Origin of the sequence: Mesorhizobium sp. CA12 (assembly GCF_020165255.1) — a bacterium.
Taxonomy (GTDB): Bacteria; Pseudomonadota; Alphaproteobacteria; order Rhizobiales; family Rhizobiaceae; genus Mesorhizobium.
Genome location: NZ_JAIUHT010000001.1, coordinates 235,682 through 253,579, shown reverse-complemented (window position 1 = coordinate 253,579; position 17,898 = coordinate 235,682). Strand labels below are relative to the sequence as shown.

General features: G+C 63.8%; 17 protein-coding genes. 7 read left to right on the top strand and 10 right to left on the bottom strand.

Translation table 11 applies throughout. The features are described 5' to 3' along the window. Positions 1–23 precede the first annotated feature (23 nt). Positions 24–1,406: an MFS transporter gene (locus tag LB520_RS01180; protein ID WP_224636124.1), complete on the top strand. Its 1,383-nt coding sequence runs from the start codon at positions 24–26 to the stop codon at positions 1,404–1,406. 14 nt (positions 1,407–1,420) lie between these two features. Here the strand turns inward: LB520_RS01180 and LB520_RS01175 are convergent, their stop codons facing one another. After that, the gene (locus tag LB520_RS01175; protein ID WP_095764905.1) at positions 1,421–2,125 is read right to left on the bottom strand and encodes a nitroreductase; all 705 of its coding nucleotides are present in this window, start codon (positions 2,123–2,125) and stop codon (positions 1,421–1,423) included. Between the two features lie 226 nt (positions 2,126–2,351). Between LB520_RS01175 and LB520_RS01170 the strand changes: the two genes are divergently transcribed. The 4 genes from LB520_RS01170 to LB520_RS01155 all read left to right on the top strand — a co-directional run bounded on the left by LB520_RS01170 (position 2,352) and on the right by LB520_RS01155 (position 9,122). Then, the gene (locus LB520_RS01170) at positions 2,352–2,945 is read left to right on the top strand and encodes a helix-turn-helix domain-containing protein (protein ID WP_224636123.1); all 594 of its coding nucleotides are present in this window, start codon (positions 2,352–2,354) and stop codon (positions 2,943–2,945) included. Between the two features lie 98 nt (positions 2,946–3,043). Beyond that, positions 3,044–5,497 carry an FAD-dependent oxidoreductase gene (locus LB520_RS01165; protein ID WP_224636121.1) on the top strand — a complete coding sequence of 818 codons (2,454 nt, stop codon included), beginning with the start codon at positions 3,044–3,046 and terminating at the stop codon, positions 5,495–5,497. Then, positions 5,497–6,678: a pyridoxal phosphate-dependent aminotransferase gene (locus LB520_RS01160; RefSeq protein WP_224636119.1), complete on the top strand. Its 1,182-nt coding sequence runs from the start codon at positions 5,497–5,499 to the stop codon at positions 6,676–6,678. Before LB520_RS01165 ends, LB520_RS01160 begins: the two co-directional genes overlap by 1 nt. Then, positions 6,675–9,122 carry an FAD-dependent oxidoreductase gene (locus LB520_RS01155; protein WP_224636118.1) on the top strand — a complete coding sequence of 816 codons (2,448 nt, stop codon included), beginning with the start codon at positions 6,675–6,677 and terminating at the stop codon, positions 9,120–9,122. Before LB520_RS01160 ends, LB520_RS01155 begins: the two co-directional genes overlap by 4 nt. 55 nt (positions 9,123–9,177) lie before the next feature. Here the strand turns inward: LB520_RS01155 and LB520_RS01150 are convergent, their stop codons facing one another. From LB520_RS01150 to LB520_RS01110, 9 genes are all read right to left on the bottom strand, one after another. After that, positions 9,178–9,468: a type II toxin-antitoxin system RelE/ParE family toxin gene (locus tag LB520_RS01150; protein ID WP_224601904.1), complete on the bottom strand. Its 291-nt coding sequence runs from the start codon at positions 9,466–9,468 to the stop codon at positions 9,178–9,180. Next, on the bottom strand, positions 9,465–9,698 hold the full coding sequence (locus LB520_RS01145) for a hypothetical protein (protein ID WP_095764901.1): 234 nt from the start codon (positions 9,696–9,698) through the stop codon (positions 9,465–9,467). Before LB520_RS01145 ends, LB520_RS01150 begins: the two co-directional genes overlap by 4 nt. Before the next feature lie 73 nt (positions 9,699–9,771). After that, positions 9,772–10,359: an NAD(P)H-dependent oxidoreductase gene (locus LB520_RS01140; protein ID WP_224636116.1), complete on the bottom strand. Its 588-nt coding sequence runs from the start codon at positions 10,357–10,359 to the stop codon at positions 9,772–9,774. Continuing rightward, complete coding sequence (locus LB520_RS01135; RefSeq protein WP_224636115.1) at positions 10,359–10,940, bottom strand: NAD(P)H-dependent oxidoreductase; 582 nt, start codon at positions 10,938–10,940, stop codon at positions 10,359–10,361. Before LB520_RS01135 ends, LB520_RS01140 begins: the two co-directional genes overlap by 1 nt. Beyond that, on the bottom strand, positions 10,940–12,343 hold the full coding sequence (locus tag LB520_RS01130; RefSeq protein WP_224636524.1) for an FAD-binding oxidoreductase: 1,404 nt from the start codon (positions 12,341–12,343) through the stop codon (positions 10,940–10,942). The genes LB520_RS01135 and LB520_RS01130 overlap by 1 nt, the downstream gene beginning before the upstream one ends. Positions 12,344–12,345: 2 nt before the next feature. Then, positions 12,346–13,644, bottom strand: a complete 1,299-nt coding sequence (locus LB520_RS01125; RefSeq protein ID WP_224636113.1) for a cytosine deaminase — start codon at positions 13,642–13,644, stop codon at positions 12,346–12,348. Between the two features lie 75 nt (positions 13,645–13,719). Continuing rightward, the gene (locus LB520_RS01120) at positions 13,720–14,571 is read right to left on the bottom strand and encodes an ABC transporter permease (RefSeq protein WP_224636112.1); all 852 of its coding nucleotides are present in this window, start codon (positions 14,569–14,571) and stop codon (positions 13,720–13,722) included. Next, positions 14,558–15,379: an ABC transporter ATP-binding protein gene (locus LB520_RS01115; RefSeq protein ID WP_224636110.1), complete on the bottom strand. Its 822-nt coding sequence runs from the start codon at positions 15,377–15,379 to the stop codon at positions 14,558–14,560. The genes LB520_RS01120 and LB520_RS01115 overlap by 14 nt, the downstream gene beginning before the upstream one ends. A gap of 15 nt (positions 15,380–15,394) precedes the next feature. Further along, complete coding sequence (locus LB520_RS01110) at positions 15,395–16,399, bottom strand: ABC transporter substrate-binding protein (protein ID WP_224636109.1); 1,005 nt, start codon at positions 16,397–16,399, stop codon at positions 15,395–15,397. 253 nt (positions 16,400–16,652) lie between these two features. Here LB520_RS01110 and LB520_RS01105 point away from each other — a divergent pair, with 253 nt between their 5' ends. Both LB520_RS01105 and LB520_RS01100 read left to right on the top strand, forming a co-directional pair. Beyond that, the gene (locus LB520_RS01105; RefSeq protein WP_224545481.1) at positions 16,653–17,036 is read left to right on the top strand and encodes a RidA family protein; all 384 of its coding nucleotides are present in this window, start codon (positions 16,653–16,655) and stop codon (positions 17,034–17,036) included. Positions 17,037–17,098: 62 nt separating this feature from the next. Beyond that, positions 17,099–17,896, top strand: a complete 798-nt coding sequence (locus LB520_RS01100) for a creatininase family protein (protein ID WP_224636107.1) — start codon at positions 17,099–17,101, stop codon at positions 17,894–17,896. The last annotated feature ends 2 nt before the right edge of the window (positions 17,897–17,898 follow it).

The following is a 17,898-nucleotide window of genomic DNA, read 5'->3' as shown; positions in this document are numbered from 1 at the left end:
TTGCTCCGGCGGAGGGTCCGTCGATGCTGTTGCCGGCAACCGTCGCTTGCGGCGTGTTCATGACCAGTCTCGACCAGAACGTCGTAGTCACCGCGCTGCCCGGCATCGGCGAGAGCCTCGACCGGCCGCCAAGCCAGCTTGGCCTTTTGATCACCGTCTATGTCGCCAGCCTCATCGTCACCATGCCGCTTGGCGGCTGGCTGGCCGACCGTTTTGGGCTGCGCAACGTCTATTGCTTCGCGCTGCTCGTCTTCGCCGGCGCCTCGGCCTTGTGCGGCCTTTCGGAAAACATCTGGATGCTGGTCGGCTCGCGCGCCCTGCAAGGCTGCGGCGGCGCGCTGATGGGCACGCTTGGTCAGGTCGTGATCCTGTCGAGCTTCCCGCGCGACCGCACGCTGAAGATCAACATGTACATTTCGCTCGCCGGCCAATCCGGGCCGCTGGTCGGGCCGCTCGTCGGTGGCGCGCTCACCACTTACGTCTCTTGGCGCTGGATCTTCTACATCAACATCCCGATCGCGCTGACCGCGGCGCTGCTGGCCGCCTCCCTGTTTCCGACGACGACCAAGCCGGTGCGCACGCCGTTCGATTTGCCAGGCTTCCTGCTCGTCGGCTGCGGCATGACGCTGCTGGTCTTCGGCATGGATTCGGTCGCTGCGAAAGATGTGGCCGCAAGCAGCATGGCGCTTGAGCTCGGCCTGGCGATCGTCATCCTGACGGTTGCCGCCTTCTACTGCCTGCGCGCGCGCAATCCGCTGCTCGACCTCAATCTCTTGCGCATCCGCACCTTCCGCATCTCCTTCCTGACGGGCGGCGGCCTCGACACCATCGGGCTGAGCTCGGTGGTCTTCCTCTTGCCGCTGATGTTCCAGCTCGGCTTCGGCATGAGCGCCGTGCAGGCGGGATCGCTGACCTTCGTGGCCGCGATCGGGTCGTTGATCATGCGCTTCTTTATGCCGCGCCTTTTGAACCGTTTCGGCTTCAAGCGCGTGCTGGTCACCAATACGCCGATCGTCGCTTTGCTGGTCGCGGGCTTCGCCTTGATGCAGGAGAGCCTGCCGGCATGGATCGTGCTTGCCTATATTTTCGCCTTCGGCGTCTTCCGCTCGGTGCAATGGGCCTCGACCGGCAATCTCTCCTATTCGGACATCGCGCCGGAGCAGCTCGCGCGCTTCAGCGCGCTCTATTACATCCTGTGGCAGCTGGCGGTGGCGATCAGCGTCGGCCTCGCGGCCGCGCTGCTGGCGCTGCTTGCCGGCGGCGGCAAGGCCGGCATCAACGACTACCGCATCCTGTTCGTCATAGAAGGATTGATCACCCTTTGCGCGCTGTCGGCCTATTTGAGGCTGACGCCGCAGGATGGCGCCCGTGTCAGCGGCCATGGCGCGCATATGAGCACCGACTGACGCCTCAGCCGACGCTACTTCGCGAACGTCACCCAGTCCTCGAGCGGCGCGCGGTCGGTGCGAAACTCGTTCTCCGGCTTGGATGTGTCCTCATAGCCCAGCGCCATGCCGCAGACGACGATCTCTTCGTCGGGAATATCGAGCACCGGCCTGATCTGGCGATGATAGGGCGCGAAGGCCGCCTGCGGACAGGTATGCAGTCCCCTGCCCCGTGCCGCGACCATGATGTTCTGCAGGAACATGCCGTAGTCGATCCACGACCCTTGGTTCAGCCTCCGGTCGATCGTGAAGATCATACCGACCGGAGCATCGAAGAAGATGAAATTGCGGTCGTGCTGGGCGCGCATTCTGTCGACCTCGCGGCGGCCGATGCCCAGCACGCCATAGAGCCCGAAGCCGTTGGCGCGGCGGCGGGTGAGATATGGTTCGAAGAACTGGTCGGGATAGTAGCGGTACTCGTCCCACTCCGCCTTTTCGGCCCGGATGCCGGAATTGAGGATAGCGTCGCTGATGCGCTGCTTGACCTCGCCCTTGGTCACATAGACGCGCCAGGGCTGCATGTTGGTGCCCGACGGCGCGCGCGCGGCGACCGCCAGGATCGCGCGGATCGTGTCGTCATCGACCATATCGGGCAGAAACGCGCGCACCGACCGGCGCGACAGGATCGCATCGTCGACGATCGCCGCGTCCATGGCGATTCGGCTATTCTTCTCCAGCATGGGCCGTCCCTTCGCGCATGGCCGGAACTGCAACCGGTTCCATGGCGACCATCCGCAGACACTAAACTGTATTGGTCCCCGACCGGACGTCCCCACTCGCCGTTCGTGATCGTGGCTTTGCCTCAACCTCAAAAATCGCGCAAGTAAATCTTGCGGCGTATGAAAATCCCCTTGATTTTTTCATGACTTTACCGCTTCATGAAATTTACATAGATTTTTTCACGAGATGCGCTTGAGCTCGACTACTGCCAGATCGGAGCAGGACAATGGCGACCGGCTGCTGGCCGGCGACATCCGTGCGCTTCGCAAGGCGCGCGGCCTCACACTGGCCGAGATCGCCCTCAAGCTCGGTCGGTCGGTCGGCTGGGTCAGCCAGGTCGAGCGCGGCCTCTCGGTTCCCTCGCTGGGTGACTTGCGGGCATTCGCCAGCCTCTTCGATGTTCCGATCAGCCTGTTCTTCAGCCATGACGCGCCTGTCGAGCAGGAACGCGGCGTGGTCGTGCGCGCCGGCAGCCGCCGTTCGCTTGGCACAAGCGAATCCGGCCTGGTGGAGGAGCTTCTGTCGCCCGATCTCGGCGGTAGCTTCGAGATGCTGCGCTCGGTGTTCGCGCCGGGCGCGGAGCTGGAAACAGAAACGCGCCGCCCGACGGAAGAAGCGGGCTATGTCGCGTCGGGCACATTCGAGATCGAGATCGACGGCGTCTGGCATCGTCTCGGCGAAGGCGACTCGTTCCGCTTCGAGGGCAAGCCGTTCCGCTGGCGCAATCCCGGCGCCGAGCCGGCAGTGGTCATCTGGGTGGTTTCGCCACCGGTATACTGACAATGCATGTCAACCAAAAGTGCGAAGCGGTTTTGGGATAACGACATGCATCAAAAACAAAAATCGAAGCGCGAAGCGCTGAGACTCTGGAGGAAGAAATGGCCGGTTTGCCGACCACGGCACGCGTGGTGATCATCGGAGGCGGCGTCGTCGGCACCTCCTCGCTCTATCACCTCTGCAAGGCGGGCTGGACCGATTGCGTGCTTCTGGAAAAAAACGAGCTGACCTCAGGCTCGACCTGGCATGCCGCCGGCAACGTGCCGACCTTCTCCTCGTCCTGGTCGCTGATGAACATGCAGCGCTACTCGACCGAGCTTTACCGGGGTCTGGCCGAAGCGGTCGATTATCCGATGAACTACCATGTAACCGGCTCGCTCCGGCTCGCCCATACCAAGGAGCGCATGCAGGAATTCCAGCGCGCCAAGGGCATGGGCCGCTACCAGGGAATGGATATCGACGTCGTCGGCCTCGACGAGATCAAGCGCCGCTACCCCTTCATCGAGACGCATGAGTTGAAGGGCGCGCTCTATGACCCGAGCGACGGCGACATCGACCCGGCTCAGCTGACCCAGGCGCTGGCCAAAGGCGCGCGTGACATGGGCGCCAAGATCATCCGCTTCTGCCCGGTCACCGGCGTGCGCCGCGAGAACGGCGAATGGGTGATCGCCACCCCGCAAGGCGAGATCCGCTGCGAGATCGTCATCAATGCGGCCGGCTACCGCGCCGCCGAAGTCGGCAGGATGTTCGGGCGCGACGTGCCGATGATGGTGATGAGTCATCAGTACATATTGTTCGAGGAAATCCCCGAGCTTGCCGCGTGGACGAAGGAACAGGGCCGCAAGCTGCCGCTGCTGCGCGACGTCGACACGTCTTATTACTTGCGCCAGGAAAAGAGCGGCATGAATCTCGGCCCCTATGAGCGCAATTGCCGCGCGCATTGGGCGACCCACAACGATCCGATGCCGGAGGATTTTTCCTTCCAGCTCTTCCCCGACGATCTCGACCGCCTCGAACATTACCTCGCCGACGCTGTCGCCCGCGTACCGATCCTCGGCACCGCCGGCCTCTCCAAGGTGATCAACGGACCGATCCCTTACGCGCCGGACGGCAACCCGCTGATCGGGCCGATGCCCGGCGTGCCGAACGCGTATGAGGCCTGCGTCTTCACCTTCGGCATCGCGCAAGGCGGCGGCGCCGGCAAGGTGCTGGCCGAATGGGTCACCGAAGGCCAGACCGAATGGGATATGTGGTCCTGCGATCCGCGCCGTTTCACCAGCTTCGCCTCGGCGCCCGACTATTGCGTCGCCAAGGGCATGGAGATCTACGGCAACGAATACGCCATCCAGTTCCCGCGCCATGCCTGGCCGGAGGGGCGCAACCGTAAGCTGTCGCCGCTGCATGATCGCATCAAGGCGCTGGGCGGCCAGTTCGACGCCTATAATGGCTGGGAGCGCGCGACTTGGTACGCACAACCCGGCGATGATACTTCCGAAGAGTCTACCCTCACCTTCCGCCGCGACGGCCCGTGGCAGCAGCGCGTGCGCGAGGAATGCCTTGCCGTGCGCGACGCCGCCGGTATCCTCGACCTGCCCGGCTTCTCGCGCTTCAACCTCGAAGGTCCGGGCGCGGCCGATTGGCTGGCCTTGCAGGTCACCGGCCTTGTGCCGAAGCCTGGCCGCATCGGCCTCGTCTATTTCGCTGACGACAAGGGCCGCATCGTCACCGAAATGTCTGTGGTGCGCCATGGCGAAGACCGGATGACGCTGATCACTGCGGCTGTCGCGCAGTGGCACGATTTCGAATGGCTGCAGTCGCGCATGCCCGCCGATGCGGCCTTCACGCTGACCGACCGTACGGAGGAATTTTCGACGCAGATTCTGACCGGCCCGAATTCGCGAAAAATCCTGGCCGAAGTCTGCGACGCCGACCTGACGCTGCCCTGGCTGACGCATCAGGAAACAACCATTGCCGGGCGCTGGGCGAAGCTGGTGCGCGTCTCCTTCGCCGGCGAGCTCGGCTGGGAAATCCACACCAAGGTCGCGGACACGGCGACCGTCTTCGACGCCGTCTGGGCCGCCGGCCGGAAGCACGGGCTAAAACCCTTCGGCATGTATGCGCTGGATTCGCTGCGGTTGGAAAAAGGCTACCGCGCCTGGAAGGGCGATCTGTCGACCGACTATTCGATCCTGCAGGGCGGCCTGGAGCGCTTCGTCAAATGGGACAAGCCGGAATTCCGCGGCAAGGCGGCTCTCCTCAACGAGAAGCAGCAGGGCGTGAAGAAGCGCTTCGTTACTTTGGTTGTCGAGAACCCCGGCGACTGCGACGCGCCCTATATGTCGACGCTCTGGCACGACGGCACGATCGTCGGCGAGACGACTTCGGGCGGCTGGGGCCACCGCGTCGGCAAGTCGATCGCGCTCGGCATGCTGCGCACGGATCTCACGGAGCCGGGCACGGCGGTCGAGGTCGAGATTTTTGGCGATCGCTTCGTAGCCGTCGTCCAGAAGGACGAGCCCCTGTGGGATCCGAAGAATGAGAGGTTGAGAGCCTGATGCCGAAGCCATCAAAGCGCATTACCGGTATCGTGCCTTCCGGCAAGGACGGCTGGGAGGTCCATTTCGCCGCCTGGAATCGCAAGCAGGCCGGCGAAGACATCATCGTGCTCTCGGTCGGCGACCACGACTTCGACACGCCGTCGGAAACCATCGAAGCCTGCGTGACTGCCGTGCGCGGCAGCAACCATCACTACACGCCGCTGCCCGGCCTGCCGCGCCTGCGCAAGGCGATGGCCGCCGCCGCGACCGTTTGCGCCGGCATCCTCACGGAACCCGATGAGGTCATTGCCACGCCTGGCGGCCAGGCAGCGCTGTACGCGGCCGTGCAGGGCGTGCTCGATCCTGGCGACCACGCCATTGTAGTCGCGCCTTACTACGCCACCTACCCCAACACCTTCAGCGCCGCGGGCGCCAGCTTCACGGTGGTCGAGACGCCGGCCGAAGATGGGTTTCAACCCCGCGCGGAGATGATCCGCGCCGCGCTTCAACCCAACACCCGCGCCATACTGATCAACACGCCGAACAATCCGACCGGTGCCGTCTATTCGCGCGAACGGCTCGAACAGCTGGCCGAAATCTGCAAGGAGCACGATCTCTGGCTGCTGTCGGACGAGGTCTACTGGACGCTCGGCGGCGGCGAGCACATCTCGCCGCGCTCGCTGCCCGGTATGGCCGAGCGCACCCTGGTCATCAACTCCATGTCGAAGAGCCACGGCATGACCGGCTGGCGCATGGGCTGGCTGACCGGGCCGAAAGCGATGATCGCGCTGATGACCGACCTCAATCTGGTCACGACCTACGGCCTGCCGGCCTTCATCTCCATCGCTTGCGCCGAGGCGCTTGAAAACCACTATGGCGTGAAGGATATCGCCGAGCGTTACGCCGCGCGGCGCACGATCTTCCTCGATGCCATACGCGGAGCCAACGAAGTCACCGTGCGCGGCTCCGAAGGCGGCATGTACATCATGCTCGATGTCTCCGCGGTCGAACCCGACGACGAGAAATTCGCCTGGGCGCTGCTCGACAAGGAAAAGGTCGGCGTGATGCCCGGATCGAGCTTCGGCGAGGCCGCCGCCGGCCACATCCGCATCAGCCTCTGCCAGCCCGAACCCGTCCTCAAGGAAGCAGCGCTTCGCGTTCGCCGCTTCGCTTCCAACTATCGCCGCGAGGCCGCATGACCAAGACCATCCCGGCCAAAGCCCGCGCGGTAATCATCGGCGGCGGCGTCTCCGGCTGCTCGGTCGCCTATCATCTGGCCAAGCTCGGCTGGACCGACATCGTGCTCTTGGAGCGCAAGCAGCTCACCTCAGGCACCACCTGGCATGCGGCCGGGCTGATCGGCCAGTTGCGCGGCTCCCAGAACATGACGCGGCTGGCGAAATATTCGGCCGATCTCTACGTCAAGCTCGAGGCTGAGACCGATGTCGGCACCGGCATGCGCCAGGTCGGCTCGATCACTGTCGCGCTGACCGAGGAGCGCAAGCACGAGATTTATAGGCAGGCTTCGCTCGCCCGCGCCTTCGATGTCGACGTGCGCGAGATTTCGCCGCGCGAGGTCAAGGAGATGTACCCGCATCTCAACGTCTCGGATGTGGTCGGCGCCGTGCATCTGCCGCTCGACGGCCAGTGCGATCCCGCCAACATCGCCATGGCGCTGGCCAAGGGCGCGCGCCAGCGCGGTGCTTCCATCATCGAGAACGTCAAGGTCACAAAGGTTCATACGAAGAACGGCCGCGTCTCCGGCGTCTCCTGGGCGCAGGGTGAGGAGCAAGGCACGATCGAGACCGACATCGTGGTCAACTGCGCCGGCATGTGGGCGCGCGAGTTGGGTCGGCAGAACGGCGTTACGATCCCGCTGCATGCCTGCGAGCATTTCTATCTCGTCACCGAGCCGATCCCCGGCCTCTCCCGCCTGCCGGTGCTGCGCGTGCCGGACGAGTGCGCCTACTACAAGGAGGACGCCGGCAAGATGATGCTCGGCGCCTTCGAGCCGGTGGCAAAGCCCTGGGGCATGGACGGCATCCGCGAGGATTTCTGCTTCGACCAGTTGCCCGAGGACATGGACCATTTCGAGCCCATCCTCGAAATGGGCGTCAACCGCATGCCGATGCTGGGCACCGCCGGCATCCATACCTTCTTCAACGGCCCGGAGAGTTTCACGCCGGACAACCGCTATTATCTCGGCGAGGCGCCGGAGCTTTCCGGCTACTGGATGGCGACGGGCTATAACTCGATCGGCATCGTCTCCTCCGGCGGCGCCGGCATGGCGCTGGCGCAATGGATCAATGACGGCGAGGCGCCCTTCGACCTGTGGGAGGTCGATATCCGCCGCGCCCAGCCTTTCCAGAAGAACCGCCGCTACCTCAAGGAGCGCGTCTCCGAAACGCTCGGCCTGCTCTATGCCGACCATTTCCCCTATCGCCAGATGGCGACCTCGCGCGGCGTGCGCCGCTCGCCCTTGCACGAGCACCTGAAGGCGCGCGGCGCCGTCTTCGGCGAGGTGGCGGGCTGGGAGCGCGCCAACTGGTTCGCGCGCGAAGGCCAGGAGCGCGAATACCGCTATTCCTGGAAGCGGCAGAACTGGTTCGACAACCAGCGCGACGAGCACCTTGCCGTCCGCAACGGCGTCGGCCTGTTCGACATGACTTCCTTCGGCAAGATCCGCGTCGAGGGTCGCGATGCCTGCGCCTTCCTGCAGCGGCTCTGCGCCAACGACATGGACGTTGCGCCGGGCAAGATCGTCTACACGCAGATGCTCAACCAGCGCGGCGGCATCGAGAGCGACCTCACCGTGACGCGGCTGTCGGAGACGGCCTATTTCCTGGTCGTGCCTGGCGCCACGCTGCAGCGTGATCTCGCCTGGCTGAGAAAGCACGTCGCCGACGAGTTCGTCGTCATCACCGACGTCACCGCCGCCGAAGCCGTGATCTGCGTCATGGGTCCGGAGGCGCGAAAACTGATCCAGAAGGTCAGCCCGAACGACTTCTCCAACCAAGCCAATCCGTTCGGCACTTTCCAGGAGATCGAGATCGGCATGGGTCTGGCCCGCGCCCACCGCGTCACCTATGTCGGCGAGCTCGGCTGGGAACTCTATGTATCGACCGAGCAGGCGGCCCATGTCTTCGAGGCGATCACCGAAGCCGGCGCCGATGTCGGCCTGAAACTCTGCGGCCTGCACACGCTTGATTCCTGCCGCATCGAAAAGGCCTTCCGGCATTTCGGCCACGACATCACCGACGAGGACAATGTGCTGGAGGCGGGCCTCGGCTTTGCGGTGAAGACGAGCAAATCCGGCTTCATCGGCCGCGACGCTGTGCTCAGGAAGAAGGAAGCCGGTCTGTCACGCCGGCTGGTGCAGTTTCGTCTGAAGGACCCGCAGCCGCTCCTCTTCCACAACGAGGCCATCCTGCGCGACGGCAAGATCGTCGGCCCGATCACATCAGGCAATTACGGCCACCATCTCGGCGGCGCGATCGGGCTTGGCTATGTGCCTTGCCAAGGCGAGAGCGAGGCGGATGTGCTGGGCTCATCCTATGAGGTGGAGATCGCCGGCGAGCGTTTCACGGCGGAAGCCTCGCTGAAGCCGATGTACGATCCGAAGGCGGAACGAGTGAGGATGTAGCTTTCCTCTCGCGGCTTCGGGCAGGATTGCCCGCAGGCGTGACCAAGAGTCGCTATTACTTGTCCGGCATGGTTGACGGATCGCGAGCACCGTGTCGGATACCGACAATCACAATTTCGGCGGCGGAAGGCTCATAGTAGATCAGGTAGGGATAAGGCCGCACGACAATCCGGCGCATCGGCCTTTCGTCTGTAGCAACGCCGGCCAAAGGATGTTCAAGCAATAGATTGATGACTGCGTGGAGTCTGGCTTGGATCCGCTTCGCCCCTTTGGGTGACTGCAACGCGATATTGCCGAGAACCTCGTCTAACTCGGCTAACGCCGCCGGCGTGTAACGAAGCTTCACAGGCCGTGCTTCGCCCAAACAGCGCGGACTTCCTCGTCGGTTGCAAATTCACCACGCGCAGCCTGCGCTCGGGACATTGCGAGCGAGGCTTTTTCCTCTCGGCTCAGTTGGTGAATAGGTTCGTCCCCCACTTCACCCGCGAGGCGCAAGAGGACACGTGCGTACTCGTCCTGCAATTCAGGAGGCAAGGTGCGAACACGTTGGACTGCATGCTCGAAAAGCTTGGTCATGCCCTTATTATGCACTTCATTTCCGCATAAAAAAAGGCGTTCGCCACAATCCCGCAGGATAGCTGAAGGCCCCCTAAAACCGCTCAAGCGTCCTGCGGACTTTGACCAGAAACCCCGCCCTGCTCTTCGGTGTCGAGGCATCCATCAAATAGTGCGCCAGGAAAAACGTCTTGCAGCGCGTGGCGCATAGCGCCCGCATGCCGCGTAAAATCGTCTTGCGTCCCGGCTGGCCGACGACCACGCTCCACCAGGTCGGCGCGCCGCAGGTGGTGATGACGCCGACCTTGGTGACGTGCCGCATCAGCGACGTGATCCGCCCCTTGCCGGCCGGCAGCTTGAAGGCGATGTCGGTCGCCCACACGCGGTCGAACCAGCCCTTCAGCATCGCCGGCAACCCGTACCACCAGGTCGGATAGATGAAGAGGATCGCCTGCGCCCATTGCAGATGTTCGAAATGCGGCGTCAGCGCAGGGTCTTGCGGCGCCCGGTCGTTGTAGAGGCGCCGCTCCTCGCAGCTCATCACCGGATCGAAATTCTCAGCATAGAGGTCGAGCAGCCGCACGTCCCAGCCTCGCCCTTTCAGCACCTCCACCGCCATGTCGCGGATCGCCGCGCAATAGCTTTCCGGCACCGGATGGCAATAGACCACCAGCACGCGCATCAGAAGGCGTCCATCGTCGCCGCGACCTTCGCCATGAAGACTTTGCGCGTCTCCTCGGTGGAGAGGTTCATCGAATAATGCGCGAGATAGGAGACAGGAGCGCCTGGCTTGATGGTCGCCCGCAGCATGCGCTTGACGATCTTGCGCGGCGGATCGCCCACCAGCATGGCGCGAAAGCGGCTGCCGCCATAGGTGGTGATGGCCGCGAGCTTGCGGATGTTGTGCAATGTCGGCTGCACTTTGCCGTCGACCAGCTTGAACGACACGCCGGGCAGGAAGACGCGGTCGAAAAAACCTTTCAGGATCGCCGGATAGCCATAGTTCCAGACCGGAAACGACAGCACCAGCGCTTCGGCATTCTTCAGCCTTTCGACATAGCCGGCGACCGCGTCGTCCGGCCCGCGCGGGTCGTGGTAGCCGAGCCGCTCGGCGCGCGTCAGCCTTGGATCGAAATCCTCGGCGTAGAGATCGCAATCGTCGACCGCATGCCCGGCTGCGGCGAGCCGTTCGACGATCGTCTTGTGCAGGCCGGCGTTGAAGCTGGTCTCCACCGGATGAGCGTAAAGCACGAGGATTTTCATCACCCCGCCTTCTGCAATCCCTTGAACAGGAACGTGCGGCCGGAGCGATAATCATAGTCCGGGTTTTCCCAGGCGATCATCTTGCCGGGATTGAGCAGCCCTTGCGGATCGGTCTGGCGCTTGAAGGCAAGCTGGATCTCGTCGGTCTGCTTCATGCCGCCTTCTTCCAGCGTGTAGCGGTGCGGGTTGAAGATCGGGCAGCCATTCTCCTCATGCAGGCGGATGATTTCGTTGAGCCGCGCCTCGGTGGTGAACTTGACCAGCGGCAGGCCGAAGCAGGTGATGTTGCCGTCGAGCCGCACGAATTCCAGATGCGAGAACACCTCGCCCGGGAACATCGCGTCCATCTTCTCGACCAGCGCCAGCTGGTTGGGGAACGGATAGAGTGACTGCAGATAGGTGATCGACGGATCGACGCGCAGTGCCCTCAGCGTCGTGTGGTTCCAGGCAAGCTCATAGGCCGGCGGCAGGCCCTTCTTGTCCTCGTCCGTCGCGGTCGCCGCATTGAAGATGACCTCGCCTCCGGCGCGCCGGGTGAAGGCCAGGAAGGCGTCGAGCCCGTGCTTCGCGACCATGACGACGCAGATGCTTTGCCCCTCGCACAGGAATTTCTGGTGCCGCTTGAAATAGAGCTGCGGCACGGGTGCGGCGATCGGCGTGATCAGCTTGGTCAGGATGCCGTCCTGGCAGGCCAGCGCGTTGCCGTAGCGGGCTGCACCCATGAGTTTGTCGAAGCCGACGATAACGTCGATCCAATCATAGGCGGCGGTCAGCGGCATCTCGACCTCGGTGATGATGCCGTTGGTGCCGTAGGCATGGGTCACCTTGTGCAGATCCTCGCCGGTGAGCTCGAGCGCCTTGGGCTCGGCCTCCATGGTGACGACGCGCAGCCGCAGCACATTGCCGAAATCGCGCAAGCCGCCGAAATTGATCGAGCCGACGCCGCCCGAGCCGCCAGCGATGAAGCCGCCGATCGAGGCGGTGTTGTAGGTCGAGGGCGAGAGCCTCAGCTCCTGTCCGGAATGCGCCCGCGTCGCCTTGTCGATGTCGGCCAGCACCGCGCCCGGCCCGGTCACCACCCGCCCCGGCGCGATCGTCTTGATCTCGTTCATCTCGGCGAGGTTCAGCACCACGCCGCCCGACAACGGCATCGCCTGCCCGTAATTGCCGGTGCCGCTGCCGCGCGGCGTCACCGGGACGCCATGCCGGTGGCATGCGGCAAGCACGCGGATCACCTCATCCTCGCTCTTCGGGGTAACGATCAGGTCGCCTTTGATGTGATCGAGTTGCGCCTTCAGCACCGGGCTGTACCAGTAGAAGTCGCGGCTCTTCTGCTGGACGATGGCCGGATGGTCGTCGAGCTTGATCCCTTCGAGATCGCGCTTCAGCGCTGCGATATCCATCATCACACCATCAGTTCGTCGAGTTCGGCATAGTCGGGCAGTTGGCGTTCGATCGCCCTGCCGTCGCGCACCACGATGCGATCCGATTCGGGCCGCGACAGCAATTCGGTCCAGCTCCGCCCCTTGAAGACAACGAAGTCGGCGCTGCCGCCGGCGGCCAGCGTGCCGGCGCCGTCGAGCCGCATCACTTCGGCCGGCGTCGCCGCTACAGCCTTCGGCCAGTCGCCGACCGGGTGGTCGAAATGCAGGATGCGCGTCGCCATCCGGTAGACCTCGAGCATATCGAGATCGCCATAGGCGTAGAAGGGATCGCGCGTGTTGTCGGAAGCAACCGCCACCTTGATGCCGCGCGCCTTCATCTCGTGCAGCAGCGTCACGCCGCGCCAGCGCGGGGTGGTGTGATCGCTGCGGCGGTCCTGCAGATAGAGATTGCACATCGGCAGCGACACCACGGCAAGCCGCGCCTTCGCCATCTTGTCCAGCGTGTCGAGCACCTCGAGGTCCGGCTGGCGCGCCAACGAGCAGCAATGGCCGACCAGGATATTGCCCTCGAAACCGTTCCACAGCGACGCCTCGGCGATCTTCTTCAGCGAGATGGCCGCGACATCGTCGGTCTCGTCGGCATGGAAATCGAGATCGAGCCCATGCTCGATCGCCTGGGCGAACACCTGGTCAAGCAGTTCCTCGAGGTCGGGCACCATATAGGTGACGACGCCGAGCACGCCCTTGGCCGCGGCGACGCGCTTCGCCAACCGTTCGAACCAGGCCTTGTCGCGCACGCCTTCGATGCCGAGCAGGCAGGCCGCCTGCAGCTCGATGCGCCCGCGCCACTTCTCGCGCATCGCCTCGAACACCGGCCAGGAGATCTCCTCCTGCGGCGGCACGCTGTCGAGATGCGTGCGCACGGCCTTGGTGCCATGCGCGTAGGCCGAGCGCAGCGAGAAGTCCATGCGGCGCGCGACATCCTCGGCGCTCCAGCGCGTGGTGCGGTCGGCGCCGGTGGCATTGAGTGCGCCCATGAAAGTGCCGTCCGGATTGGGCTTTCGCGGCCAGACATGGCCCTTGTCGATATGGGTATGGCAGTCGACGAAGCACGGCATCACGATGCGGCCGGCAAGGTCGATCGCGCCGGGGTGCGCCTCTGCCTGGTCGTGCGCGGCAAGATCGGCGATCTTGCCGTTGGTGATGGTAATGTTGGCAAGCGCAAACCCGTCCGAGTCGAAAGCGGCGGCAAGACCCGGCGTGAGCGATCGATGAAGCCGAACGTTAGCCAGACAATAAGAACCAGAGGTTGGTATCAAGGCCTGGCCCCCGCTGTCTTATGCAGAACTGGTGCCCAAATGGGCGCCTCACTATTCTCAACCGCGTCGCGCACCTTACCGCTCCTGTTTCAGCGCGCTCTCGTGCCAGCGGCGCAGGATGAGATGCGACACCAGCGACAGCACCAGGAAGATCAATATGCCGGTGAGCGAGATCAGGATCAGCGCCGCGAACAGGCGCGGCGCGTTGAGCCGGTAGCCGGCCTCGATTATTCGCGATGCAAGCCCGGACGACTGCCCCTGCGCGCCGGCGACGAATTCCGCCACCACAGCGCCGATCAGCGACAGGCCGCCGGCGATCTTCAGCCCGCCGAGGAAATAGGGCATCGCCGCCGGCAGCCGCAGATAGCGCAATTGCTGCCAGCGCGTCGCGCCGTTGAGCTTGAACAGGTCCCGCAGGTTCCGATCGACCGAGTTCAGGCCGAGCGTGGTGTTGGAGAGGATCGGAAAGAAGGCGACGATCCAGGCGCACAGCAGCAGTTTGACGGTCTGGTTGTCCACATAGATGTTGATCAAGGGGAAGATGGCGACGATCGGCGTCACCTGCAGCACGATGGCGAAGGGGAAGAACGACATTTCCACCCATTTCGACTGCGCAAACAGCACCGCCAGTCCGACGCCGCCGATGACGGCGAGAGCCAAGCTGAGGAAGGTGATCCTGAGCGTCACCAGCAGCGAGGAGAAGAGCAGCCCCGCATCGTTGTGCAGCGTCTGCAGCACCACGGCCGGCCGCGGCAGGATATATTGCGGGATCTCGTTCCAGACGCAGATGCGGTCCCACAGCACGATCGCCAGCACCATGATCGCCAGCGGCAGCACCCATTTGCCGATGCGCTCCAGCCGCTCCTGGCGGGCGCGGCGCGCCTCTTCCGGATCGAGCGTCAGGACATTGTCTTCAATGGCCGTCATTTTGCGATCCGGCGGTTGAGTTGATTGCGTCGACCAGCACGCCCGAGGCCTGCCGGCAAAGCGCAGCATAGCCCGGCGAGGTGCGGAACGCCTCGTCGCGCGGATAGGGCGCGTTGATGGGGAGTTCGCCATGGACGCGGCCCGGCCGCGCGGCCATGACGACGACGCGGCTGGATAGGAACACGCTCTCGAAGACGCTGTGGGTGACGAAGACGACGGTGAAGCGCTCGTCCTGCCACAGCTCCAGAAGATCGTTGTTGAGCTTGAAGCGGGTGATCTCGTCGAGCGCGGCGAAAGGCTCGTCCATCAGAAGGATGCGCGGCTTCGTCACCATGGCCCGCGCGATCGAGACGCGCATCTTCATGCCGCCGGAAAGCTCGCGCGGCACGGCGTTCTCGAAGCCGGTGAGATGGACGCGCGACAGCATCTCCATCACGGCGGGTTCCGCCCTGGCGCGTGACACGTTCTTTAGCCTCAGCGGCAGCCAGACATTGTCGAAGACGCTGGCCCAGGGCAGCAGCGTCGGCTCCTGGAAGACGAAGCCGATATTCGAGCGGTCGATCGAGCCGCGCCAGTCGAGCTGGCCGGAAGTCGGCGTCGAGAGGCCGGCGATCAGCCGGAGCGCCGTCGACTTGCCGCAACCGGAGGGGCCGAGCAGGCTCAGGAAATCGCCTTCACGGATCGCCAGGTCGACCTTGCTCAGCGCCGTCACGCCGTTGGAAAAAACCTTGCCGACATTGCGTAATGCCAGCAGCATCGGAGCCTCGCCCGATGCCGCCGGCGTCTCAGCCACTTTCTCCTGGATCATCTCAGGCCGGCCGCCTTACTTCTTCAGCTCCAGCCCGACACCTTTGTTGATGAAGGCCAGCGTATAGGCCTTCTTGATGTCGAGACCCGGCTGCGCGACCTTGGCCTTGACCATCTTGTCGTAGAAACTCTGGATGCGGGCTTCGTTCATCGTGCCGATGCCGAGCTTTTCCGAATCGCCCGAATCGACAATGCCGAACTTCTTCAACTGCTCGATCGAGAAGGCGATCTGCTCATCCGTCATGTCGGGATTGTCCTTCTTGATCATGTCGTTGGCGGCCTTGTTGTCGCCATAGAGGTACTTGTACCAGCCCTTGGCCGAGCCATCGACGAAGCACTGGACCACCTCCGGCCGCTTGTCGATCGTATCCTGCATCACCTCGATGGTCGTCGCATAGGTGTCCCAGCCATTGTCCGCAAGCAGGAACTGGTTCGGCGTGAAGCCTCCCTGCTTCTGCACCGCGAACGGCTCGGAGGTCACATAGCCTTGCTGAATCGACTTCTTGTTGGCGATGAAGGGCGCCGGATTGAACGTGTAGGGCACGCGCTTGGCGGCGTCGAAGCCTAGATCGGTGACCATCCACTGGAAGAAGGTCTGCGCGCCTTCGTCACCCATGATGTACTGGTCGGCGTTCTTCAGGTCTTCCCACTTGTCCAGCCCCTCTCCCGGATGGGACATGATGACCTGCGGATCCTTCTGGAAATCGGCGGCAACGACGCGCATCGGAATACCCTGCTGCACGGCATCGAAGGCCGACAGCAGGTTGCCGCCCATGTAGAAATCGATCTTGCCGGCAAGCAGCATCGGCCGGCCGCTGACCTGCGGGCCGCCCTGCATGATGGTGACATCAAGGCCGCAGGCGGCATAGGTGCCGTCGGCGATCGCCTGGTAGTAGCCGCCATGCTCCGGCTCGGCCAGCCAGTTGGTGCCGAACGTCACCTTCTCGTTCGCGGCAGCAGTCAGCGTGCCCGCAGCCAGCAGGACGACGGCGCCCGCCAGGATCTTTCCTTGTCCGATCATAAACTCACCCTCTCTTGGCTCCGGCGCGCAACGCGCTGGGCTCGACACCATTGATTCAAGAAGCAAGACACATGCCACCGCCAGGGCCGCCTGCTCGTGCGGCAGTCGTTGCCGAGACCGGACGGGTCATGCCGTACGCGAGGCATCGTGCCTATTTTTTGGACGCCTGTCCATAATCGCTCCTGGCGGCGTCCACGGCATCTTGAATGTTTCATGAATCCGCCACTAGGCTGTCGGCCGACAGGAGAATGCCATGCTCAAATACCTCGCCCCCAAGTCGATCAAGCCGCCTTTCGCCCGCTACAGCCACGGCGTCGAAATACCGGCCGGAAAGCGCCTGGTGCTCTGCTCGGGTCAATTGGGAATCGGCCCCGACGATGCCGTGCCGGAGGATGCCGGCGCGCAGACGGAGCTCTGCTTCAAGAACATCGCCGCGATTCTGAGCGAGGCCGGGCTGACCTTGAACGACATCGTGCGCATCAACGCCTTCGTTATCGGCCGCGAGCACCTGCAGGCCTATATGGATGTCCGCAACCGGCTCTTTTCCGATCCGGCGCCGGCCTCCACGCTGATGATCGTCTCCGGCTTCGCCCGCCCGGAATTCAAGGTCGAGGTCGAAGTTCTGGCAGCGGGCTAGCTGTTTCAGGGGATAGGCTCTAGACCTTCAGGCCGGACAGCAGACCAATCGGGAGACGAAACGTGACGACAAGACGCGTGTGGTGGGGCGATTACCGGACGACCGAATACGCCTCGATCGACGCCGAAGCGACCATCGCCGTGCTGCCGGTGGCGGCGATCGAGCAGCATGGCCCTCACCTTCCGGTCTCGACCGACACCTCGATCATGATGGGCATGCTGGAGACGGTGATCGCGCGCCTGCCCGACGATCTCGACATCCGCATCCTACCGGTGCAGGCGGTCGGCAAGTCGAACGAGCATCTGCATGCGCCGGGAACGCTCACCTTGCCCGCCACCACCTTGGTCGACGCCTGGACCGAACTCGGCCTGTCGGTCGCCCGCGCCGGAGTAAGAAAGCTGATCGTCGTTAACTCGCATGGCGGTAATGAAGAGATCATGGGCATCATTTCGCGCGAATTGCGCGTGCGCGCCAAAATGCTGTCGGTGAAGACGAGCTGGCAGCGCTTCGGCCGCCCGGCCGGCATGTACACCGAGCTCGAGGACCGTCACGGCATCCATGGCGGCGATGTCGAGACCTCGCTGATGCTGCACTTCCGGCCCGACCTCGTCGACATCAGCAAGGCGGAGAATTTCGTCTCCAATGTCGGGCACGCCGAAAAGGAATTCGCCCTGCTGCGCCACACCGGCACGCATGCCTTCGCCTGGATCGCCAGCGACCTCAATCCGAACGGCGTGGTCGGCGACGCCTCCATCGCCACGGCCGAGAAGGGCCGGCTGACGGCGGAAATGCAGGCCGACGGTTTTATCAACCTGGTCAGGGATGTGCGCAAGGCGAAGCTTGCCAAGTGGCTGTCGTAGCG